21 protein-coding genes are annotated in these 21,477 nt (G+C 57.1%); 7 read left to right on the forward strand and 14 right to left on the reverse strand.

Features of this window, described 5'->3' with window-relative positions:
• Positions 1–20: 20 nt before the first annotated feature.
• Positions 21–647, reverse strand: coding sequence for a YdeI/OmpD-associated family protein (locus ACYVAC_RS20890; RefSeq protein WP_461099751.1), 627 nt, complete (start codon positions 645–647; stop codon positions 21–23).
• Positions 644–1,837, reverse strand: coding sequence for a M20 metallopeptidase family protein (locus tag ACYVAC_RS20895; protein ID WP_461099753.1), 1,194 nt, complete (start codon positions 1,835–1,837; stop codon positions 644–646). Before ACYVAC_RS20895 ends, ACYVAC_RS20890 begins: the two co-directional genes overlap by 4 nt.
• A gap of 257 nt (positions 1,838–2,094) precedes the next feature.
• Between ACYVAC_RS20895 and ACYVAC_RS20900 the strand changes: the two genes are divergently transcribed.
• Positions 2,095–2,595 (forward strand): GNAT family N-acetyltransferase, encoded by a 501-nt coding sequence (locus tag ACYVAC_RS20900; RefSeq protein ID WP_461099754.1) that lies wholly within the window; start codon positions 2,095–2,097, stop codon positions 2,593–2,595.
• On the opposite strand, the gene ACYVAC_RS20905 is transcribed toward ACYVAC_RS20900, so the two are convergent.
• The 4 genes from ACYVAC_RS20905 to ACYVAC_RS20920 form a co-directional block, all read right to left on the reverse strand.
• Positions 2,592–2,822, reverse strand: a complete 231-nt coding sequence (locus ACYVAC_RS20905; RefSeq protein WP_461099756.1) for a hypothetical protein — start codon at positions 2,820–2,822, stop codon at positions 2,592–2,594. The two genes, ACYVAC_RS20900 and ACYVAC_RS20905, sit on opposite strands and share 4 nt — an antisense overlap.
• Positions 2,823–2,900: 78 nt before the next feature.
• Complete coding sequence (tatC, locus tag ACYVAC_RS20910) at positions 2,901–3,776, reverse strand: twin-arginine translocase subunit TatC (protein WP_461099757.1); 876 nt, start codon at positions 3,774–3,776, stop codon at positions 2,901–2,903.
• 91 nt (positions 3,777–3,867) lie between these two features.
• Positions 3,868–5,160 (reverse strand): serine hydroxymethyltransferase, encoded by a 1,293-nt coding sequence (gene glyA / locus ACYVAC_RS20915; protein ID WP_461099758.1) that lies wholly within the window; start codon positions 5,158–5,160, stop codon positions 3,868–3,870.
• A 97-nt stretch (positions 5,161–5,257) separates the two neighbouring features.
• Positions 5,258–6,562, reverse strand: coding sequence for a hypothetical protein (locus ACYVAC_RS20920; protein ID WP_461099759.1), 1,305 nt, complete (start codon positions 6,560–6,562; stop codon positions 5,258–5,260).
• 212 nt (positions 6,563–6,774) lie between these two features.
• On the opposite strand from ACYVAC_RS20920, the gene ACYVAC_RS20925 reads away from it, so the two are divergent.
• The gene (locus ACYVAC_RS20925) at positions 6,775–8,880 is read left to right on the forward strand and encodes a protein-disulfide reductase DsbD family protein (RefSeq protein WP_461099760.1); all 2,106 of its coding nucleotides are present in this window, start codon (positions 6,775–6,777) and stop codon (positions 8,878–8,880) included.
• 88 nt (positions 8,881–8,968) lie between these two features.
• Here the strand turns inward: ACYVAC_RS20925 and ACYVAC_RS20930 are convergent, their stop codons facing one another.
• A complete protein-coding gene (locus ACYVAC_RS20930) occupies positions 8,969–9,976 on the reverse strand; it encodes a fatty acid desaturase (RefSeq protein WP_461099761.1) in 1,008 nt (335 codons plus the stop codon).
• Between the two features lie 240 nt (positions 9,977–10,216).
• Entirely contained in the window at positions 10,217–10,909 is a 693-nt protein-coding gene (locus ACYVAC_RS20935) for a porin family protein (protein ID WP_461099762.1), read from the reverse strand.
• A gap of 78 nt (positions 10,910–10,987) precedes the next feature.
• Here ACYVAC_RS20935 and ACYVAC_RS20940 point away from each other — a divergent pair, with 78 nt between their 5' ends.
• Together ACYVAC_RS20940 and ACYVAC_RS20945 are read left to right on the forward strand one after the other, a co-directional pair.
• A complete protein-coding gene (locus ACYVAC_RS20940) occupies positions 10,988–11,203 on the forward strand; it encodes a hypothetical protein (protein ID WP_461099764.1) in 216 nt (71 codons plus the stop codon).
• Between the two features lie 28 nt (positions 11,204–11,231).
• On the forward strand, positions 11,232–12,035 hold the full coding sequence (locus ACYVAC_RS20945) for a lysophospholipid acyltransferase family protein (RefSeq protein ID WP_461099765.1): 804 nt from the start codon (positions 11,232–11,234) through the stop codon (positions 12,033–12,035).
• Between the two features lie 73 nt (positions 12,036–12,108).
• On the opposite strand, the gene ACYVAC_RS20950 is transcribed toward ACYVAC_RS20945, so the two are convergent.
• From ACYVAC_RS20950 to ACYVAC_RS20965, 4 genes are all read right to left on the reverse strand, one after another.
• Positions 12,109–13,530: an inorganic phosphate transporter gene (locus tag ACYVAC_RS20950; protein WP_461099766.1), complete on the reverse strand. Its 1,422-nt coding sequence runs from the start codon at positions 13,528–13,530 to the stop codon at positions 12,109–12,111.
• 145 nt (positions 13,531–13,675) lie between these two features.
• A complete protein-coding gene (gene rlmN / locus ACYVAC_RS20955) occupies positions 13,676–14,737 on the reverse strand; it encodes a dual-specificity RNA methyltransferase RlmN (RefSeq protein ID WP_461099767.1) in 1,062 nt (353 codons plus the stop codon).
• Positions 14,738–14,779: 42 nt separating this feature from the next.
• A complete protein-coding gene (locus ACYVAC_RS20960) occupies positions 14,780–15,283 on the reverse strand; it encodes a CvpA family protein (protein ID WP_461100179.1) in 504 nt (167 codons plus the stop codon).
• A gap of 115 nt (positions 15,284–15,398) precedes the next feature.
• Positions 15,399–15,848 (reverse strand): GatB/YqeY domain-containing protein, encoded by a 450-nt coding sequence (locus tag ACYVAC_RS20965; protein WP_461099768.1) that lies wholly within the window; start codon positions 15,846–15,848, stop codon positions 15,399–15,401.
• A 156-nt stretch (positions 15,849–16,004) separates the two neighbouring features.
• On the opposite strand from ACYVAC_RS20965, the gene ACYVAC_RS20970 reads away from it, so the two are divergent.
• A complete protein-coding gene (locus ACYVAC_RS20970) occupies positions 16,005–16,718 on the forward strand; it encodes a pyridoxine 5'-phosphate synthase (protein WP_461099769.1) in 714 nt (237 codons plus the stop codon).
• Between the two features lie 152 nt (positions 16,719–16,870).
• Positions 16,871–17,920 carry a tRNA 2-selenouridine(34) synthase MnmH gene (gene mnmH, locus ACYVAC_RS20975; RefSeq protein WP_461099770.1) on the forward strand — a complete coding sequence of 350 codons (1,050 nt, stop codon included), beginning with the start codon at positions 16,871–16,873 and terminating at the stop codon, positions 17,918–17,920.
• Here the strand turns inward: mnmH and ACYVAC_RS20980 are convergent.
• Positions 17,917–18,525, reverse strand: a complete 609-nt coding sequence (locus tag ACYVAC_RS20980; protein ID WP_461099771.1) for a hypothetical protein — start codon at positions 18,523–18,525, stop codon at positions 17,917–17,919. The genes mnmH and ACYVAC_RS20980 overlap by 4 nt on opposite strands.
• A gap of 158 nt (positions 18,526–18,683) precedes the next feature.
• Between ACYVAC_RS20980 and prfA the strand changes: the two genes are divergently transcribed.
• Positions 18,684–19,757 (forward strand): peptide chain release factor 1, encoded by a 1,074-nt coding sequence (gene prfA / locus ACYVAC_RS20985; RefSeq protein ID WP_461099772.1) that lies wholly within the window; start codon positions 18,684–18,686, stop codon positions 19,755–19,757.
• 53 nt (positions 19,758–19,810) lie between these two features.
• Here prfA and ACYVAC_RS20990 read toward each other — a convergent pair whose 3' ends face one another.
• Complete coding sequence (locus ACYVAC_RS20990; RefSeq protein ID WP_461099773.1) at positions 19,811–21,403, reverse strand: leucine-rich repeat domain-containing protein; 1,593 nt, start codon at positions 21,401–21,403, stop codon at positions 19,811–19,813.
• Positions 21,404–21,477 lie beyond the last annotated feature (74 nt).

The following is a 21,477-nucleotide window of genomic DNA, read 5'->3' on the forward strand; positions in this document are numbered from 1 at the left end:
GCGTGAAGCGATTGTTATATTTAGGCACCGGGTTTCTGGGGCTTGGCCACCGGGCCGGTATCCGTTTTAGGTCGGTACTGATTAGCCCGTTCGTTGCGGGCGGCTGCTCCCACAATCTCGGCAATGCGTCGCTGCCGGGTGCCTTCGGTGCGGGCATTGAGCAGCCATTCGAGTAGGGCCCGCCGGGCCGACCGCGGAAACGCATCGAAACAGGCTTTGGCCACGGGCTCGGCGTTGAAAGCAGCCTGCAGGTCGGGTGGGCAGACACCGGCTTCTACGTCGTCGAGTGCCGTCCAGGTGCCCGTTTGTCGGGCCAGATCGACCAGGGTCTGCCCTGCGGCTGTCATCAGGCCGGCCGCCGTCAGTCGCTCCACCTTAGCCTTGTTGACCCGGCTCCAGTTACTGGCGGGGTTGCGCCGGGAGAAAAACCGAATGCTGTAGTCACCGTCGTCGCCCTTGCGGATCGTGCTGTCGATCCAGCCGAAACAAAGCGCTTCGTCGACAGCCTCATCGTAGCGCACGCTCGGAGTCGGACTGCCTACCTTATAGAATCGCAGCCAGACGTTTTTACGTTGGGCATGATGTTCGGTTAGCCAGGCGCGCCAGGCCGACCGATCGGCTACGTAGAGGCTGTCGGTGGGTGTCATGGGTGCAGTAGTTCCTGTACAGCCAGCCAGCTCATCAGGCCGGCTCCCGTTTCCAGCGCAGCTTCGTCGACATCGAAGGTGGGCGTGTGTACCCCCGATACAATACCGCGCGCTTCGTTGCGCGTACCCAGCCGGTAGAAGCAGGAATCGACCACCTGCGAGTAAAAAGCAAAGTCTTCGCCGGCCATCCACAGGTCGAGGTCAACCACATTCTCGGCCCCCATGTAGGCTTCAGTTTCGGCCCGCAGCCGTTTGGTCAATCTGGGTTCATTTTTCAGAAACGGGTAGCCATGCACGATGTCGAAATCGCAGCTGCCCCCCATCGCTTCGGCAATACCCTGCGCCAGTTTGACCATGCGCCGTTTGCCTTCGGCCCGCCACTCCTCGTTCATACAGCGGAACGTACCCTGGATGGTCACTTCATTGGGAATCACATTGGTAACACCATCGGCAATGAACCGCCCGAACGAAAGCACCGATGGGCTGGCGGGGGGACGGTTGCGGCTAATGATCTGCTGCAGGGCCACGATAATATGCGAGGCAATCAGCACCGGGTCGACCAGGTTGTCGGGCATGGCGGCATGCCCCCCTTTACCCCGCACGGTGAGATACAGCTCGTCGGTACTGGCCATATACATACCCTCCCGAAAACCAATCTTTCCGACCGGAACGTTGGGCGCCACGTGCTGCCCGATCATGCTGATGGGAGTCGGATTCTGCAATACCCCCTCCCTGATCATCAGTGAAGCTCCGCCCGGGGCTTTTTCTTCGCCCGGCTGAAACACCAGTTTTACGGTACCCGCAAACTGATCGCGCAGCACGTGCAGAATGCGCGCCACGCCCAGCAAACTGGCCGTATGTACGTCGTGTCCACAGGCATGCATCACGCCATCTACCGTCGACTTGTAGGGCACATCGTTGGCTTCATGAATAGGCAGGGCATCCATGTCGGCCCGCAGGGCTACTACCTTGCCCCCACCCGTCGACCCTTGTCCTTCGATCAGGGCAACTACACCCGTGTCGGCCACACCCTCCTGCGGCTCAAGGCCAATGGCCCGGAGTTCATCGGCAACGAAACGGGCGGTGTTACGCTCCTGAAACGACAATTCGGGATGGGCGTGCAGGTGCCGGCGCGTTTTCACGATGTCGTCGGCATACTGGCGGGCAAGCGATTTTATGGCGTCCTGCATGGGTATCAGTCTGATTATGGATTGATCGACTCGGCATCGGCTGCAGCCCGGTTCAGGCCGCAGCAGCCGATACACAATAAACAAAAGTAGGCCCGATGGTCGGCTAAACGGCTAGCGGGGCGTATTTTTTCACGCGCCATATCGGGTCGGTAAACGAGACTGGCTGGTAATTGTGGCAGGCAATGCCGAGTTTCGCGACGGCTGCGTTCGGTAACCCGATCGCCCGGTTTTTTCTGCCCGTCGTCAATCGTTATTCTATGCCCCGCCTTCTGGAGACCACACCGGCCCAGCACCCCGTTATCCAGCAGATTGCCCACCAGACCTGGCCATCCACGTTTGGCGCTATTCTGTCGCCCGCCCAGATCGACTACATGCTGTCGTGGATGTACAGCATCGACGCCCTGCATGAGCAGGTCGAGCAGAAAGGTCATGTGTTTTTGCTGGCCGAGAGCGACACGGGTGAACCGCTCGGTTTCTGCTCCTATGAGCTGCACGCCGGCGGGCAGCCCGTCACGAAAGTCCACAAGATTTACCTGCTTCCGGCCGCACAGGGGCAGGGCGTGGGGCGGTTGCTGCTCGATGCCGTTGCCGCGCGCGCGACCGAAGCCGGCGACCGGGCACTGCGGCTCAACGTCAACCGCTTCAACAAAGCCGTTTCGTTCTACGAAAAAGTTGGGTTCAGCGTGGTTGGCCAAGAGGACATCGACATCGGCAACGGGTTCCTGATGGAAGATTACATCATGGCCAAACCCCTTTAATCGGCTGCCTGATTGCCATCCAGTGATCCTTTTACCGACTCGTAGTTGTCTTTGAGCCGACCCATTTCGCGGGCCAGAAAATGCTGTAACTGGCGGTTGAACTCAACTTTCTCGTCGGCTGATAACGCTTCGTAGAGGTCTTTCAGCTCCTGATTGATGGCCGCCCGTTCGGCGTCGTCGACCGCGTTGATCGACCGGATATGATAGCGTTTGAAATCGTAGGTCATAAGATGGCGGGGCAAACAAGCGGGCCGTCGGCTGCCGATGTAGCAACCGACGGCCCGCGTCTGTTTCACCCATACTGGTTATTCCGTATCGTCGTCGTCGCGAACGGTCAGGGTGCGCAGTTCACGCAACTTGGCCCGCTCGACCCGGCCCGATACAATGATACTTACTTCATACAACAGCGCCAGCGGCATCGCCACCAGAATCTGGCTGTACAGATCGGGCGATGGCGTAATGACACCGGCTACCACCAGAATCACAATCCAGGCGTGTTTCCGGTACGAACGCATAAATTTCGGCGTCACAACACCCACTTTCGACAGCACGAAAGCAATGATCGGCATCTGAAAGATAAGCGCACAACCCAGCGCCAGTGTAACGATGACCGAGATATAGGATGTGATATCGATGTTGTTCTCGATCCGCTCCGACAGGGTATAGTTGGCCAGGAAGTTGATCGCCAGGGGCGACACGATATAGTAGCCAAAAAACAGGCCCATCATAAACAGAAGCGTTACGTAGAACACGCCCCCACGGGCCGCCTGTTTTTCGGTTTGCCGTAGACCAGGCTTGATAAACCGCCAGACCTCCCAGAATACATACGGAAAGGCAAAGCAAAGACCGATAAAGAACGACGAGGTCAGCGACATCGTGAACTGATCGGATAGCCCCAGCGCCTGCAGCTTGAACGTCAGCTTTTTCACGCACAGATCGGCATAGCCCGTGTAGTCGGCCAGCTTACACATCTGCTGATACGTCCAGAAATTTGGCTTGGCCGGACCGAGCAGCACATACTCGAAGATATCGTCGATAAAAATAAACGCGACGATGGTAAACACCAGAATCGAAGCCGCAGCGCGGATAATGTGCCAGCGAAGTTCTTCCAGATGGTCAAGAAATGACATTTCTTTTCCGTCCGAGTCGATCTCCGCGTCAGTCAGTTGGTCGAGTGGCATCTTCAGATAAATGAGTGGTTGAGTAGGTTGAGTTATTGAGTGATTATTCTCCGGCGAACTATCGCTCAATCACCCAACTACTCAATCACAATTAACTTTTAAAGAGCGGAAATGCTTTCATCCACTCGTTGATTTCTTCTTTTACGGTCCCGAGCGTAGCCGCGTCGTCGTGGTTCATCAGCACCCGGTCGATATATACGACAATCTGCTCCATGTCCGATTCTTTCAGGCCCCGCGTTGTCATGGCGGCCGTACCAACCCGCATGCCCGAGGTCACCATCGGCGACTTATCGTCGAACGGTACCATATTTTTGTTGATCGTGATATCGGCTTTGATGAGCGTGTTCTCGGCCAGTTTGCCGGTCAGCCCTTTCGACCGCAGGTCGATCAGCATGAGGTGGTTATCGGTCCCCCCCGAGATAATCTGGTAACCACGGCTGACAAACGCGTTGGCCATAGCCTGCGCGTTGGCTTTTACCTGCACGGCATACTCGTGGAAGTCGGGGCTCAGGGCTTCGCCGAAAGCGACCGCTTTGGCTGCAATGATATGTTCGAGGGGCCCACCCTGTGTGCCGGGGAACACGCCCGAATCGAGCAGCGACGACATCATCCGGGTTTCGCCCTTGGGGGTTTTGATGCCGAATGGGTTTTCAAAATCGTTCCGCATCATGATCATCCCGCCCCGGGTACCACGCAGGGTTTTGTGGGTGGTCGTCGTTACGATGTGGGCGTGCGCCAGCGGATCGTTGAGCAGCCCTTTGGCAATCAGACCCGCCGGGTGCGATACGTCGGCCAGCAGCAGGGCGCCTACCTCGTCGGCAATGGCACGCAGCCGGGCATAATCCCAGTCGCGGCTATAGGCCGAGGCTCCGCAGATAAGCATTTTCGGTTTTTCGCGCTTGGCCGTTTCTTCAACCACATCGTAGTTGATCACACCTGTTTCGCGCTCCACACCGTAGAACGTCGGCCGGAAGTATTTACCCGAAATATTGACCGGCGAACCGTGTGTCAGGTGCCCACCGTGCGACAGGTCGAAACCCAGAATGGTGTCGCCGGGGTGCAGACAGGCCAGAAAGACAGCCGTGTTTGCCTGCGCGCCCGAGTGAGGCTGTACGTTTACCCAACCGGCTCCGAAGAGTTCTTTGGCCCGATCGATGGCGATCTGCTCGATCTGATCGACGACTTCGCAGCCCCCGTAATACCGTTTGCCTGGCAGCCCTTCGGCGTATTTGTTGGTCAGCACGCTGCCAGCCGCTTCCATAACGGCGGGCGATACGAAGTTTTCAGACGCAATCAGCTCAATTCCCGACTCCTGCCGGTGCTGTTCTTTCGCAATCAGATCAAACACCTGCGTGTCGCGGGCGGTGGTTGTTTCGGTTGTCATAGTCAATTGGCTCAACGCTTTTTTGGCCTGACAAAAGTACGGCTTAATCGAATACGGGGCCCATATTTTCCGCAGCAGACTCCCCTGCCTACCGCCCCTAGGGCATAAGCTGAACAGGCTGTTCGAGGGGTTCGCTCAGCAGCCGGCGTCCATCAGCGTACGTAGCTACCACCCGCAGGCGATACAGGCCCGGCTTCAGCGTGGTGGGTACGACCAGCGCAGGGGGGTAGTCGCCGTTGTAGGGCCGGGTCGAGAAAACAAACTCGCTCGTTGCATCGTCGGCCAGGGAGCTCAGCTGAATCGACAGCCGAACCTGAACCGTACCGGCGCCAATATCGGATAGCTGGGGCATGATCCAGGCCTGATAGTACTGCCCCAGCCGCAAGACCAGCGGACTGGCAGCCAGTGGCTTCAGGTTATCGGCAATGGTCAGAATGGCCGGCTGATCGGCCTGCGTTACTACGGCCAGTCGCGATTTTTGGCCCACCGGCTGCCCGTCGACCCATATCTGGCTGGCGTAGTAACCGGCGGGCAAATCGGCGGGCAGGTCGACACTGATTGCCCATCCGTAGGGTGTCACAGTGGCCGGCTTTAGCCGAACCTGCGTGCCGGTAGCCGTTGTCAGCTGCCATTCGGGAGCGTCGCCGGGAAACAGGTTCTCGCCCGTCAGCGTCAGGCGCTCACCCCGCACCGCGACTCGACCCGGCTCCAGCTGGCTGGGCGTACCGCGCCGAAAGGTCAGCAGCTGATCGGCCGTGGCCCGGAGCCCCGATGACTTGACTACATCCACGGTATAATCGCCCGGCCGAATGTGCTGCGGCACACGGGTCACCACCAGTTGTGGACGGGTTGCCCGTACGGCTGCCGGCACGTCGCCCGGCCAGGGGTTTTCAATAGCAACCGTATCGCGCTCGGTGGTCCCCCGTCGGGTCAGTATTACCTGTCCCAGCCCCTGCCCGTCGATCAGATTATCGACCAGCAGAGCCAGAGGCCGGGCCGTTGTCGCATACGGCTGATTATCAAGAAAACGGACCCGCAGGGGGCCGGCGGGTTTCACGACAAAGGTGTAGATCGCCACCTTGTTGGGATCGCTCAGGACATAAAGTGGCGGGGCGTCGTTTCGCGTCAGATCAACGGTGAATCCGCCAGTCGGTATAGCCCATACCGTGCTGCCGGGGGCGGTCTGAAACGACGTTGTCCGGTACACACTGCCGCGCAGGCTGTCGGGTATGGTCAGTATAATTTGCCGGCGGCTCTGATCGATCTGCACGTTCTGCGCCGGGAAGCCAGCCAGGCTGACGCCCAGCAGGGCGGCTTCGCCCGTTCCGGTATCAGGGATTTCCCGGGTCCGGCAGTTCGCCAGCCCGGTCAGCATCAGCAGTAACCAATACACTCGTTTCATAGCCCTTGATCCGCGTCAATCGCAAAAGGTAAGTCACCCGCGCTATTTTAAACACGCTAGCTGCCTTATTCCGGACAAATCCAGCGTATAGCCTCATAACTGGCTATAGCAATGCCTAATCCACTACCCCGACCGCTTGTTTAGCCAATGCGGGGAAATAATTTTGCCAGAACGGTGTTGTCCACCCAAACAAGTCATTTACCCAAAGCGGTATGAAAGTAGTTGTCGCGCTTCTGGCGCTGGTGCTGGCCCTGCCGGCATTTTCTCAAATCAGAAAAGACCCCACCAACTGGTCGGCCCGCGCCACGGGGCCGGCACCGGCCGTTGGTGCCACCATCGAGATTCGTATTCAGGCCAGTATTGCCGAGAGCTGGCATATCTATTCCAACGACCTCAACCCCGACATCGGCCCGCTGCCCACCAGTTTCAAATTTACTACGTCAGACAGCTGGCAGCGAGTCGGGAACCCCATTCCAGTTGGTGTCGAAGAAAAGATGGAGGAGGTATGGAACGCTAAAATCCGGCAGTTTTCCGGTACGGCGGTGTTTGTGCAAAAGGTAAAAATCCTGAAGCCAAACCCCACCATCAGCGGCACGGTCGAATACATGGCCTGTTCCGACCGCGACGGCACCTGCCTGCCACCCGCCGAAGCCGAATTTTCGGTAGCCGTGAAAACCACCGACGCGGCAGTCGGCGCACCGGCAACCGCTACCGTGGCCACGGCTACGGCCCCTAAATCGCTGACCGTAGCGGCTGCCCCCTCGGCCGAAACAGCCGTGGCCGCCACGCAGCCCGATACGGTTGCCGCCCCGGCCGTGGCCGAGGCTCCGGCTGCTGCCCCCGCCCCCGTTACCCTGACCACCGATACGGACGCAGGCACGCCCCCCGATCAGTCGATGACCGGCTTTCTGATTGCCGCGTTCCTGTCGGGCCTGGTGGCGCTGCTGACTCCCTGCGTATTTCCGATTATCCCGATGACAGTGAGCTTTTTCACCAACCAGTCGGGTGGCCGGTGGAAAGCGTTGCTCTTTGGCGGCTCCATCATTGCCATTTATGTCTTGGTGGGCACCCTCGTATCGCGCATCAACGGGCCGGCTTTCGCCAACTTTGTCAGCACCCACTGGTTGCCCAACGTGCTGTTCTTCGCCATTTTCTTTGTGTTTGCCCTGTCGTTTCTGGGTTTGTTCGAGATTGTGCTGCCCAGTTCGCTGGTCAACAATGCCGATGCCCGCGCCGAACGCGGTGGGCTGGGCGGCATTTTCTTTATGGCCTTCACGCTGGTGCTGGTTTCGTTCTCGTGTACGGGTCCCATTGTCGGGAGCCTGCTGGTAGCCTCGGCAGGGGGCGAAGTCATCAAACCCATTCTGGGCATGACGGCCTTTTCGTCGGCCTTTGCCATTCCCTTTACCCTGTTTGCCGCTTTTCCGCAGTGGCTCAAAAGCATGCCAAAATCGGGCGGCTGGCTCAATGCCGTGAAAGTGACCCTTGGGTTTCTGGAAATGGCGCTGGCGCTTAAATTTCTGAGTATTGCCGATCAGGTGTATCACTGGGGCCTGCTCGATCGGGAAATTTTCCTGTCGATCTGGATCGTGATCTTTACCCTGCTGGGCTTTTACTTTCTGGGCAAAATTCGGCTGCCCCACGATAGCGAAACGAAAAGTGTCAGCGTGCCGCGGCTGCTGCTGGCCATTGCTACGCTGGCCTTCGTGGTGTACATGATACCAGGCCTATGGGGCGCTCCGCTCAAAGGATTGTCGGGCTATCTGCCCCCCGAAACGTCGCAGGATTTTAACCTGCACAACCGGCAGGCCGCAGCGCCGGCCGCCAGTCAGCTCACCGAGGCCCCTAAATACGCGAACTTGTTCAGACTCCCCCACGGGCTGCAGGGCTTCTTCGACTACAAGCAGGCACTGGCTTATGCCAGAAAAGTGAACAAGCCCGTGTTTATCGACTTCACGGGCCACGGCTGTGTCAACTGCCGTGAGATGGAAGCCCGCGTCTGGTCGGACCCGGCGGTGCTGTCGCGCCTGCAATCCGACTATGTTGTACTGGCGCTTTATGTCGACGACAAAACGGAACTGCCCGAAGCCGACTGGTACACCTCGACCTACGACGGGATGGTGAAGAAAACCATCGGCGCGCAAAACGCCGACCTGCAGATTACGCGCTATAACAACAACGCCCAGCCCCACTACTGTCTGGTCGACCACGCGGGCAAACTGCTGGTAGCGCCCAAAAACTACGATCTGAATATCGATCATTTCGTTACATATCTCGACAGTGGAAAAGCCAGATTTCAGCCGGTAGCCAGCCGGTAAGGCAGTCAGCACTGGCAGCTATACCAAACGCAGCGAGGGAGCCCCGATTCGGGACTCCCTCGCTGCGTTTAGAACGAACAAGCCTGGTTTACTGAACCTGTGCCATTTCGATATCGGGCTTCGACTGATCGGCCAGCGTAACGCGGCCCCGCTCTTTCCGCACAATGCGCGAATAGAGCGAAATCTCCTGATCGAACAGGAAACGGAAGAACAGTTTCACGTATGATGTGTGGAACTTGAGCGTGTCGTAATGCTCGGGCGCAGCCTTTTTCACATCGGGAAGCCGGTTCCAGGGAATCGACGGAAAGTCGTGATGCTCATTGTGGAAACCTACATTCAGGTTGGCCGTGTTCAGCTTGCCATAGTAGCTGTACGTTTCCTGGTTGGGGTCGAGTGTCAGGTAGTGCTCCTGAATCCAGCGGGCGCCCAGGGGGTGCAGCCCAACCGAGAAAAAGAGGCAAAGCACCATGAACGCCAGGGCAGGCCAGCCGAAGAAAACGACAATCAGTACATCGAACACCAGTTGCACACCGATGTTGAGCGCAACCCACCGGTCAATCACGGCCAGTTCGCGGCAGCGGATGGTCCGGATACCCTGAAAAATGGGAAAAAACAGCAGCCACAGTGCCTTACCAATGGCGTAGTTGTTGATCAGTTTGGCTTCGTACCAGTCGGGCAGGTCGGCATCCAGTTCGTGTACGCCCTGAAAGGCGTGGTGCTTGATATGGAAGTTTTTAAACGACAGTGCCGTCGGGAAAACAGTGGGCAGGTTGGCCAGAATAGCCGCCCAGGAGTTGGCTGCCGGCTTGCGGAAGATCAGGTTGTGCGCAGCCTCGTGGATACACACAAACAGCGTATGGGCCGGAAAGGCGCCGATAAACCAGGCGGCTGCCAGGATAACCCACCACGGCTGGTCGCGAACAAGCCAGGCCATACCGATCATAAGCGAAACGCAGCCCAGAATCACCCAAAACGTGTTGGGATTCTTCTGGCCGATCATCTTTTTGATCTCGGGATGTGATTTTAAAATCTGACGCGTACGAATCCGGTGCGGCTCAGAGGCCGTCGAATGTACAAAATCGGTGAAGTGTGCCATAGGTATTTGATGTCGCCGGAACAAGTTCGGTGCAATTCAGAGGGTAAAAATACAGAATCCTTGGGTCAACCCACCAGCTAAATAGGGCAAAGACCCGAATTTTAACCCCGTTCTTACCCCGCCCGAATCAAGAAAGGCGACACCAAGCCGGCGTCGCCTTTACCATTCAGGTTGATTCAACAAAAAATGAGGAGTGTAGTGATGGGGGTAGTCGTGAATGGATGGTTATAGGCTATCGGACTAGTAACCGCCGATGGGGAACGAATAGCCCAGCGAGACAGCCACGCCCTGGTTACGCACATTGAGGTTGACGACCGGTACCTGCACCTGCCGGGTGAAACCGTGGGTGTAGCGCCCTTCGATGAAAAACTTGCCGGCACCGGCATCCATGGCCAGCCCCAGCCCACCAACGGCACCCACGTCCCAGCGGTTCAGCGTACCACCGTAGTTGACATCGACATCGATGGGGCGGGTTGTGATGAGCGCCGTACCGCGGGTCCGAACCCGACCATCGACCGCGTAGCTTACCGCCGGACCGGCAATCAGGTACGGCTGGATGGCCCCCTGGGTCAGGTTTACCTTTGCCAGCAGCGGTACTTCAATGGTCTGCGCCTGGTAGGCGATGCGGGCGCCGATGGGCAGTGTGAAGCCGCCCAGGTTCAGATCGAGGCCTTCGTTGACCAGAAACCCTTTCTGGACGTAAGCGATCTCAGGCCGGAACGATACCACATCGCTGATGGGAATATCGAGAAACACAGCACCGGTCGGGCCCGGCGAAGGTCGCAGGTCGGGCGTCAGGCTGCCCATAAACTGAGGGGTCGAGGCCATGCCCCAGTTGGCACCTCCGCGAATCCCCACCTGCACCTGTGCCGACGACGATGTAGCAGTAAACAGACCCAGCGCAGCAATTCCGGCAAGCACAATACGTTTCATGGTTTTAAAAAAAGTGTAGTGAATGGAAACCTGGAAAATGATTGTGTATAGCGTCGGCAATAGGCAGGCTGTGTTTTTGTGAAACTCGATGGTTTGACAGACCGTGCGGGGGAAGGATTAATGGCTGTCAAAAAAAAATTGGCCAACCCGCCCCGGCAATTGGGCCGCTGGCCAACGCGCATCGGGCAGGGAGGCAAACCGGGCTATTTGCAAAGTCTCGGTCCAGCCTGTTTATTTGCCGGTTCTGCCGTTGCATTTTTTCCCGAAAACATTGTAGCAGCTTCTTATCTTTAATCACTACATCCGACGACACCTTCGTTTCATGCGCTACGTCAAACCGACTTCTTTCAGCTACCTGCCCCGCTTTCTGATGCCACTGGACGTGCTGGGCCTGTTTGAACGAGATCCGTTCGGCAACTCGCTGCTGGTACGTCGCATGATGATCGGAATTGTGGGCTGGATTACCTATGGGCGTTACACGGTTGTCAACCGGATTCAGATCGAAGGCACCGAACACCTCGAAGACCTGCCCATCAATAATGTGTTGTTCCTGTCGAACCACCAGACGTACTTCGCCGACGTGATTGCGTTTTTTCAGATCTTCTGCGCGGTAAAATGGGGCTTCAAGAATACGCTGCTGCCGCCGATGTATCTGATGGCTCCCCGCGCCCGGCAGTATTACGTGGCGGCTTCGGAAACCATGAAAAAAGGCCTGCTGCCCCGGATTTTCGCTATGGGCGGGGCGCTAACCATCGAGCGGTCGTGGCGGGCCGATGGCCGGGAAGTGCAGCGCTCGGTCGATACGTCGGCCAACGACAAAATTGCCAGGGCACTGGCCCACGGCTGGGTTGTCAGCTTTCCGCAGGGCACAACCAGCCCCTATGCGCCTGTTCGGAAAGGCACGGGGCACCTCATCAAAAACATAGACCCGATCGTGATTCCCGTTGTAATCAACGGGTTCCGTCGGGCCTTCGACAAAAAGGGATTGCGTTTCAAAAAGCGGAATACGCTGCTCACCGTGCGGTTTAAGGCACCGATGCAGTTCGGCCCCGACGATACCGTCGACGATATTGTGGCCAAAGTGCGCCACGCCATCGAACAGGACGCGCCCGAGTGGGTTAAATAATGGTTGTGGTTTGATGTTTGTAACTATCGGCTGTGAAGACGACCAATCACGAACATCAAACCACAAACGTACCTTACAGCAGCCACCGGAAAACGGTGTACAGCGTAAACGAGAGTAGAATGGATACGGGCATGGTGAGTACCCAGGCCAGCGCAATGTTGCGCACTGTATCGAACTGCAGGTTCTTAACACCTTTGTTAGCGACCATGCTACCGGCAATACCCGACGACAGGATATGGGTAGTACTGACGGGCAGGTGACGCCACGACGACAGGGCGATCATCAGCGCGGCAACCAGTTCGGCCGAAGCCCCCTGCGCGTAGGTCAGGTGCTGTTTCCCGATTTTCTCACCGACCGTGACCACAATCCGGCGCCAGCCGATCATGGTACCCAGACCCAGCGATAGGGCGATCATCAGAATAACCCACAGGGGGGCATAATCTGTAAACCGCCGGATGCCTTTTTCTTCGCCCAGACTGTCTTTCAGTACTTTCAGCTGATTGGCACTTAGATTGGCCCCTTCATCTTCCGAAATTTTTGTCATGTTGCTGTTGATCAGCAGCAGGTCACGCCGAACGTTCAGCCGTTCTTCTTTAGGCAGTTGCCGCGACGTACCGGCGGCCGCGATCATCTTGGTCAGATCGGCCAGTTCGGTCCGGGTCCGGGCCAGGCGACCCCGGTTCACCGACGATAGCTGGTTGGAATCGAGCGCGGCAATCGTTTGCTCGATGCCGCTGATGTTGGGTTTCATCAGCTGCGGATCCATATCGGGCTTGATGGCAAACTGAAACGGCACAATCCCGATCAGGATGAGCATGATGAGCCCTACGCCTTTCTGACCATCGTTGCTGCCGTGGAAAAAGCTGACCAGCGAGCAGGTAGCCACCAGAATGCCGCGAATCCACGACGGGGGAGGCATGTTTTTCTTCGGTTCTTTGAAAAGCTGGTCTTTGGTTTCTTCGGCCACCAGCTTCCGGATCATGAACATGATAACGATAACGAGGCTGAAACCCAGCAGGGGCGACAGCAGCAGTGCTTCGCCGGTTTCGAGGGCTTTTTCCCAGTTGACAGCCGATCCGGTCTTGTTTTCGGGCATGGTCGAAAAGGCCAGCCCCACACCCAGAATAGAGCCGATCAGTGTATGCGAACTCGAACTGGGCAGGCCAAAATACCAGGTGCCTACGTTCCAGATGATTGCGCTCAACAGCAGGGCCATGACCATCGCGACACTGTGGTAGACATTCTGATCGACCAGCAGTTCGACCGGCAACAGGTTGACAATACCCATGGCCACGCCGATACCGCCCAGCAGTACGCCGGCGAAATTGCAGATCCCCGACCAGACAACCGCCACGGTTGGCTTGAGCGAGTTGGTATAAATTACGGTAGCTACGGCGTTGGCCGTGTCGTGAAAGCCATTGACGAACTCAAACGCGCAGGCAGCAAACAAACTGATAAAGAGGAGGATAAAAACGTCCGTTTCTAATCCAAACATGAGTGGGTGATCTTCGTGAAGTGGTACCTACGGCAAGTCCGTAAGTCAATGAATGCCACAAAAGTACGGGAAACAACCCAGCCTGATATTACCAAATTGTTAAGCCCCCCACCCCGCCGGGCTACCCGGCAGGACCAGAAAACGCTTATTTTTTACCCGCCAGCTGCCCGCAGGCCGCATCGATATCTTTGCCGCGGCTCCGCCGGACATTGACCGTTACGCCCTTGTTTTCGAGAAAGCCCGCGAAGCGATCGAGGGTTTGAGGGTCGGTGTTTTTGAAGTTTGCCTCGGCAATGGGGTTATACTCGATGATGTTTACTTTGGCCGGCACCTTTTTCGTAAACGCCCACAGCTCCTGCGCATCCTGCAGGGTATCGTTGAAATTGTAGAACAGAATGTACTCGAATGTGATGCGGGTGCCGGTTTTCTTGTAGAAATAACCCAGCGCATCGCCCAGCGCCTGCAGCGTATTGCTCTCGTTGATGGGCATAATCGTGTCCCGTTTTACATCGTTGGCTGCGTGCAGCGACAGGGCCAGGTTGAATTTGACGGCATCGTCGCCCAGCTGCCGGATCATTTTGGCAATGCCCGCCGTCGACACGGTGATACGCTTGGGCGACATTCCCAACCCATCGGGTGACGTAATCCGGTCGACCGATTCCAGCACATTTTTGTAGTTCAGCAGGGGTTCACCCATGCCCATATACACGATATTGGAGAGCGGCACATCGTAGTTCTCCTTCGCCTGCCGATCGATCGCCACCACCTGATCGTAGATTTCGGCGGCATCGAGGTTGCGTTTACGGTCCATGTAGCCGGTAGCGCAGAATTTGCAGGTCAGCGAGCAGCCTACCTGGCTCGATACGCAGGCAGTCATACGGTCCTGCAGTCCTTCCATGCTGATGTCGTGGCGCAGCGCCGGAATTAGTACGCCCTCGACCAGGTTGCCATCGTAGAGCCGAAACGACGATTTGATGGTGCCGTCGTTACTACGCTGCTGCTGGTCGACGGTCAGGGGCCGAATGTCGAAATGGGTGCCGAGCAGCTCGCGCATCGGCAGCGACAGATTGGTCATCTGGTCGAACGACTGCGCCGATTTTTTCCAGAGCCATTCCTGTATTTGTTTGGCCCGGAATCCCTGCTGTCCCTGAGCGGTCAGCCAGTCTTTGAGCTGCGGAGCCGTCAGCTTGCGTATGTCCTGTTTCATGTGCTGCGTATGCGGTTGAGCGCCGTCGAACCGGTGCTCAGATTACTTGTCTGCCTGCCACTTTTTCCCAGCTTCGACCTGTTTGGGAACCCAAACGGCGGCCTTTTTCATGACGGCCGGCGCAATGGGCCGAACGTACGGGTAGAGCAGGGCGCCCTCGATCTGACGCGGGGGCATTTTTACGCCCATGTAGCTTAACAGCCAAAGGATCACACTAATTCCAAAGACCCACGTAAAGAGCCCTACCGTGGCGCCGGCCACACTATCGAAGGTGCCCAGCACCGAATATTTCATGGAACGCCGGAGCGCAAAGCCGATCTGGTTGACCATATAAACGGTGGGGAAGAAAATAACCGAAAAGCCCAGCCACGGCAGTAGCCGCCGGGCCAGCTCGCGGCTGATGTAGGGACTCAGCAGTTCGATGCCAAACGACAGAAACTTAAAGCCGACAATCATTGCCACGACAAAGGCGATGATGGCCACGACTTCAACCAGCAGCCCCTTGCGGTACCCGTTGAACACCCCCCACGCCAGGGGAATCAGCATTATCAGGTCGAGGGTTGTCAAAACAATAGAGAGTGAAAGCCAGCCGCCAAAGCGGAGTAAACGGACGAACGGGCAAACGAGTCACTGGTTATGCGCTCGTTTGCCCGTTCGTTTCTTAGTTGAGCAGTTGCTTGACGGCTGCCGAGATGGCTTTCCCGTCGGCCTGTCCGGCCAGTTCTTTGGTAGCAACACCCATTACCTTACCCATGTCGGACGGAGCCGATGCGCCAACCCGGGCAATAATGGCCTGCAGTTTCTCGGTCAGTTCGGCCTCGGTCAGCTGCTTGGGCAGGTACTGCTCGATGATGGCGATTTCGGTTTCTTCGGTAGCCAGCAGGTCGGGGCGGTTCTGCTGCCGGTAGATATCGGCCGAGTCTTTCCGTTGCTTCACCGCCTTAGTCAGAATGCGGGTTTCGTCTTCGGTTTTAAGTTCGCCCGTGGCCCCTTCTTTGGTTTCTTCGAGCAGGATCATCGATTTCACAGCCCGCAGTGCGCGGAGTTTATCCTGATCTTTGGCCAGCATGGCCTGTTTGATATCGGCGTCGATTTGTTGTTTGAGCGACATGTCGAATTGAGTGAATGTGTGAATTAGTGAAGGAGCGGTTAACGCATCGAGGAATTACGTACGCTCGTTCTGAACCTTCATTATTACCGCAAAGTTACAAAACCAGCGGGGCCTATTCACGCATTCACCCAATCACTCATTCACTCAATCGAAACGATGACCCGTCTCTCCGTCAATATCAACAAGATAGCCACCATCCGTAACGCACGGGGTGGCAACAACCCGGATCTGGTTAAGGTAGCACTCGACTGCGAACGCTTCGGCGCGCAAGGCATTACAGTGCACCCCCGCCCCGACGAGCGGCATATCCGCTACCAGGACGTGCTCGATCTGAGCCCGGTACTGACCACCGAATTCAACATCGAAGGCAACCCCGATGAGCGGTTCATCGAACTCGTCAGGCGTGTCAGACCGGCGCAGGTTACGCTTGTTCCCGACGCGCCCGATGCCATCACGTCCAACGCTGGCTGGGACACCATCCGCCACGCCGATCACCTGCGGCACCTGATCGACCTGTTTAAAGCCGACGGCGTTCGGGTGTCGATTTTTGTCGATGCCGACGAACAGATGGTCGAGGGAGCCAGCGATATCGGTGCCGACCGTATCGAGCTCTATACCGAGCCCTACGCCACACACTACCCAATCGACCGGGCAGCCGCCGTGGCCCCCTTCGTGCGGGCGGCTCAGCGGGCGCACGAACTGGGGCTGGGCCTCAATGCCGGCCACGACCTGAGCCTGGAGAACCTGCGGTATTTCAACCAACAGGTGCCAGGGCTCGATGAAGTATCGATTGGCCATGCCCTGATCAGCGATGCCCTGTATTTCGGGCTGGAGAACACCATTCAGCTCTACCGGCGCGAACTGGCCTGAACGCCTTCGGCAGCGGTTCGCCGTGTTGTTGATCAGGCTATTTCTAACTGGTAATCAGTCGCTGATCGCGCTACATAAATCGCTTCGTTCGGGCGCGTGGCCTTCCCTAAAAACCGGGAACCATCGACCCTGATTGTGGTTTATGGTGTGACATGCAACAGCTACCCATCGACGAGTTTCTGCAACTGGCACAGCACCTGCCCGTTATCGACGTGCGCTCGCCCGGCGAATACAACCACGCCCATCTGCCGGGGGCCGTCAATATCCCGCTGTTCGATAACGACGAACGCGCTCAGGTAGGAACCAAGTACAAAAACGCCGGAAAAGACGCGGCTGTGCTACTGGGCCTTAGCCTGGTTGGCCCCAAACTGGCCGATTTTGTCAAGGCCTCGAAAAAGCTGAACCCCAGGCAGAAGGAAGTACTGGTACACTGCTGGCGTGGGGGAATGCGCAGTGGTTCATTCGCCTGGCTCCTCAACACCGCGGGTATCACCGCCCGTACGCTGGTGGGTGGCTATAAAGCGTACCGCAACGCCGTGCTGGCGGCATTTGCGGAACCCCGTACGCTGCTTATACTGGGTGGCAAAACGGGCAGCGGCAAGACCGATATCCTGCATGAACTGGCCCGGCAGGGCGAGCAGATTATCGACCTCGAGCAGCTGGCCCACCATAAAGGCTCATCGTACGGCGCCATCGGCCAGCAACCCCAACCGTCGACCGAGCAGTTTGAAAACCAGCTCTACGCCCACTGGCGTCAATGCGACCCAACCCGGCGAATCTGGCTCGAAGATGAAAGCCGGAGTGTAGGGTCGTGTTTCATTCCGATGCCGCTCTGGTTGCAGATGCGGGCTGCGCCCGTTGCCTTCGTCGATGTACCTAAACCGGTGCGGGTGGAGCGGCTGGTGCGCGAATACACGGGTATCGACCATGAGCTGCTTGTTGAAGCCACCGAACGCATACGCCGGCGCCTGGGGGGCAAGGTCACGCAGGAGGCCCTCGACGCGCTAACCCGGCAGGACTATGCTACGGTGGCCGACCTGACACTTGACTATTACGATAAAGCCTATTTGCACGGCCTGTCGCAGCGCGACCAGGCCACGGTGCATCCGCTGCCCCTGACCGGTGATGATCCGGTGCAGACCGCGCAGCAGCTTATTGCCTGGGCCAACGCCACCGCGGCAGCCCCGGCTGTAGTCCGTTAGGCCTCTTTTTTCTTTTTCACCGACGCGCTCATCCGCCGAACAACTTCGCGCTTGGTAAACGCCAGCCGCCATACCGCCAGGGGCGTTTTCTGTTGCCCGAAACAGGTCCTGCAAATCACGCTCTCGGTTGGCACAGCGGCATTATAGATGTAAAGCGTGTCGTTTATTTTCTGAATGTTGGCGATCTGAGGCAATTTCTGCTCGGCATTGTAGAGGTAGGCATCGAGTACTTCGCGCTCCTTGGGGGCCAGCGCCTTGTTCTGCACATCGGCCCCGCTCAGCAGCCGGATATCGACCCCATACCGCTGGCTGATGGCCCGGGTGCGGGGCAGGTTCTGCAACATACATTGCTCGCTGCGCCGGGCCGCGTCGGTAGTGCTGCCGAGGCTGTCGATCAATTCTTTCTGAATAACGGCCACTACCTTTCCGCCCAACTGATCGACCGTTTCGACCAGATCGGCATTGGTAATGCGTTTCAATTTCATGTCGGCCATCTGCTGTTTGAGTTCGGGCGTGTATTTCACCCGTTCGGGCGTGCAGGCAGCCAGTGAAACGGTCAGGAATACCGGCAGCAGGCCAGTCCGGAAGGCATTTATGTAGTTCATGGTAATCCGATCACACAATTGCCCTCTCAACATCCGGTTGAGCTGCTTGGTTGCAAACAGACCGCCCAATCTCCAACTGCCGGGATTTTCGTACTTTTGTCTTTTCATTCGTTACTCACGCGCCCGGCTACCCTGCTACCGGGCAAGCCCCATAGATTATGCTTGACCAGTTAGAAGCCATTCGCGAACGCTTCGACGAAGTAGCCCAGCAAATCGTTCAGCCCGAAGTCGTTTCGGACCAGAAACGGTTTATGAAGCTGAGCAAAGAATATAAAGACCTCGAAAAAATCGTGGTTCAGTACCAGGCCTATAAACAGTTGCTCGAAGAAATCGACAACGCCAAGCAAATTATCGCCACCGAAAAAGACGATGATTTCCGGGAAATGGCCAAAGCCGAACTCGACGAGCTGCTGCCCCGGCGCGAACCGCTGGAAGATTTGCTCAAGGAGATGCTCATCCCGAAAGATCCCAACGACAGCAAAAACGTTATTCTCGAAATCCGGGGCGGTACCGGGGGCGACGAAGCCGCTATTTTTGCCGGCGACCTGTTCCGGATGTACCAGCGGTTCTGCGAAAAAATGGGCTGGCGCATGTCGCTCGTCGACTACACCGAAGGCACATCGGGCGGCTACAAAGAGATCATTACCGAAGTCGAGGGCGACGACGTATACGGTAAGCTGAAATTCGAATCGGGCGTACACCGCGTGCAGCGGGTGCCCGCCACCGAAACGCAGGGGCGTATTCACACATCGGCTGCCAGCGTAGCCGTACTGCCCGAAGCCGAAGAAGTCGATGTGGAGATCAACATGAACGATATCCGGAAAGATACCTTCTGTTCGTCGGGAGCCGGTGGTCAGTCCGTAAACACGACTTATTCGGCCGTGCGGCTTACCCACATCCCTACCGGGCTGGTTGTGCAGTGCCAAGATGAACGGTCGCAGCTCAAGAACTTCGACAAAGCACTGACTGTACTGCGTTCGCGGCTTTACGAGATTGAACTGCAGAAGCACAACGATGCTATTGCCTCGCAACGCAAGACAATGGTCGGCAGTGGCGACCGGTCCGACAAAATCCGGACTTACAACTACCCCCAGAGCCGCGTGACGGATCACCGGATCGGGCTCACGGTTTATAACCTGCCCTCGGTGATGGATGGTGATATTGGCGAGTTTATCGAACAGCTCCGCATCGCCGAAAACGCCGAGCGCCTGAAAGAAGGCGCCAGCGCCTAACGCAAAAAAAGCCGACCCCTGCGGGTCGGCTTTTTCGTTGGTTTCCAGCCAGACTACTGACCTAATCGGATCGAACCACCTGTTTCATATTGCAGACTCCCGGTGGCAGTATACCGTATTTGTCGTGCCTGCTGCCCGGGGCCGGCCGGTACAGTTACCGTGTGTTTCAGCGTAACGAAATCACGCACCGTTGGTACGCGTCCGCAGGCCCAGGTACCCGCATCCTGCCAGTTCCCGTTCCTGACCGACACCTGACCATTGGCACCATTGGCACAGAAGTCAGTCCAGGCTGGTAAACCAGGATTGTTGTCGATGTTCACGTAGCCAGCGCATAAAGACGTCAGCGACGCCGGAATGCAGCCCTCCAGTCGATTGTTCTGCAGCGTGACATAGCGTAGTTGGGGCAGACCACCCAGCCCAGCCGGTATTGAGCCTGTCAGCTGGTTGTTCTCGGCTCTGAATTCGCTCAGTGCCGGGAACGACCCCAGGTAATCGGGTAGCGTACCGGTCAGCTGGTTATTTTGCAGGTACAGACTCCTCAGTTTAGTCAGTGCGGCCAGACTGTTCGGAATCGTACCAGACAGCTGGTTATTGTCGACACCCAGCAACTCAACATTGATCAGATTACCAAGGCTGACCGGAATGGCACCCGTCAGGCCGTTGTTGCCCAGATACAATGTGCGCAGCTGAGTCAGATTACCCAGTTCTGCCGGAATGCCACCTGCCAGCAAGTTGTTGGACAGATACAGCCAGTTGAGTTTTGTAAGCATACCCAGACTGGCTGGAATCGGGCCCGTCAACTTATTCAGGCTTACATCAAGTTGCACCAGATTGGTCAGGTTACCCAGACTGGCCGGAATCGAACCCGTTAGTTTGTTGGCTCCAGCATATAATTCTTTTAGATTCGTCAGGTTACTGATTGCTTCGGGCAGGCTACCCGAGAAACTATTGTAAGCCAGGTTGATGACCTGTAAACTGGGTATGCCTGTCAACTGATCGAAAGCGGTTCCTGAAAACCGATTGTACGACAGATTCAGGGTTTGCAGATTGCTGAGTTGCGTCAGGCTGGCGGGGAGTGGTCCAGAGAGTGTCTGGTTGTACGACAGATTGAGCGTTTGCAGGGCCGACAGCTGCCCTATACTGGCCGGCAGTTGGCCCGACAGTCCGTTGCCCGGAAAATACGTGGCGAAGCTCAGCGACGTGACGCGGTTATTGGTGCAGCCCACGCCAAACCAGCCACTGCATGGATCGCAGTTGGTCAGCCAGCCGGTTTTATTGAGCCAGCCCGGTCCATTGGTCGCATTGAACAGGTCCACCAGTGGCAGGTAGTCGGGGGGGAGCGTGCTGCCAACAGCAGCGGTACCCGTAGCCACACAGCCGCCATCGCCGGTGGCCGTAACGCTATAGGCTCCGTTTACGGTAGCGCTCACCAGACCAGACGTGTTGACAGCCGTGAACCCATTGGGACCGCTAAACCGGTAAGTCACGATTCCGCTGCACGTACTGGCAGCGGTCAGACGGGCCGTTTGCTGGTCGCACGACAACGCGTTACTCACGGTAATCGACACCGACTGTGGACGCGCGGGCGCGGCAAAAAGAAGGACAGCCAGCAACAGCGTACTCAACCGACCGAGAAGAGGTATCACAGATAAAGCGGAATAGTTATTTGTGCCGCAGTTTACAGCCAAACGGCTGTATCGTCAATTTTCTTTACTGTAGG

The sequence above is a fragment of the Spirosoma luteolum genome, from assembly GCF_054778875.1.

Bases quoted from the DNA above. Each gene is read 5' to 3' on its own strand.
- ACYVAC_RS20890 (WP_461099751.1), bottom strand. From the start codon at position 647: ATGACACCCACCGACAGCCTCTACGTAGCCGATCGGTCGGCCTGGCGC.
- ACYVAC_RS20895 (WP_461099753.1), bottom strand. From the start codon at position 1,837: ATGCAGGACGCCATAAAATCGCTTGCCCGCCAGTATGCCGACGACATC.
- ACYVAC_RS20900 (WP_461099754.1), top strand. From the start codon at position 2,095: ATGCCCCGCCTTCTGGAGACCACACCGGCCCAGCACCCCGTTATCCAG.
- ACYVAC_RS20905 (WP_461099756.1), bottom strand. From the start codon at position 2,822: ATGACCTACGATTTCAAACGCTATCATATCCGGTCGATCAACGCGGTC.
- tatC (WP_461099757.1), bottom strand. From the start codon at position 3,776: ATGCCACTCGACCAACTGACTGACGCGGAGATCGACTCGGACGGAAAA.
- glyA (WP_461099758.1), bottom strand. From the start codon at position 5,160: ATGACAACCGAAACAACCACCGCCCGCGACACGCAGGTGTTTGATCTG.
- ACYVAC_RS20920 (WP_461099759.1), bottom strand. From the start codon at position 6,562: ATGAAACGAGTGTATTGGTTACTGCTGATGCTGACCGGGCTGGCGAAC.
- ACYVAC_RS20925 (WP_461099760.1), top strand. From the start codon at position 6,775: ATGAAAGTAGTTGTCGCGCTTCTGGCGCTGGTGCTGGCCCTGCCGGCA.
- ACYVAC_RS20930 (WP_461099761.1), bottom strand. From the start codon at position 9,976: ATGGCACACTTCACCGATTTTGTACATTCGACGGCCTCTGAGCCGCAC.
- ACYVAC_RS20935 (WP_461099762.1), bottom strand. From the start codon at position 10,909: ATGAAACGTATTGTGCTTGCCGGAATTGCTGCGCTGGGTCTGTTTACT.
- ACYVAC_RS20945 (WP_461099765.1), top strand. From the start codon at position 11,232: ATGCGCTACGTCAAACCGACTTCTTTCAGCTACCTGCCCCGCTTTCTG.
- ACYVAC_RS20950 (WP_461099766.1), bottom strand. From the start codon at position 13,530: ATGTTTGGATTAGAAACGGACGTTTTTATCCTCCTCTTTATCAGTTTG.
- rlmN (WP_461099767.1), bottom strand. From the start codon at position 14,737: ATGAAACAGGACATACGCAAGCTGACGGCTCCGCAGCTCAAAGACTGG.
- ACYVAC_RS20960 (WP_461100179.1), bottom strand. From the start codon at position 15,283: ATGCTGATTCCCCTGGCGTGGGGGGTGTTCAACGGGTACCGCAAGGGG.
- ACYVAC_RS20965 (WP_461099768.1), bottom strand. From the start codon at position 15,848: ATGTCGCTCAAACAACAAATCGACGCCGATATCAAACAGGCCATGCTG.
- ACYVAC_RS20970 (WP_461099769.1), top strand. From the start codon at position 16,005: ATGACCCGTCTCTCCGTCAATATCAACAAGATAGCCACCATCCGTAAC.
- mnmH (WP_461099770.1), top strand. From the start codon at position 16,871: ATGCAACAGCTACCCATCGACGAGTTTCTGCAACTGGCACAGCACCTG.
- ACYVAC_RS20980 (WP_461099771.1), bottom strand. From the start codon at position 18,525: ATGAACTACATAAATGCCTTCCGGACTGGCCTGCTGCCGGTATTCCTG.
- prfA (WP_461099772.1), top strand. From the start codon at position 18,684: ATGCTTGACCAGTTAGAAGCCATTCGCGAACGCTTCGACGAAGTAGCC.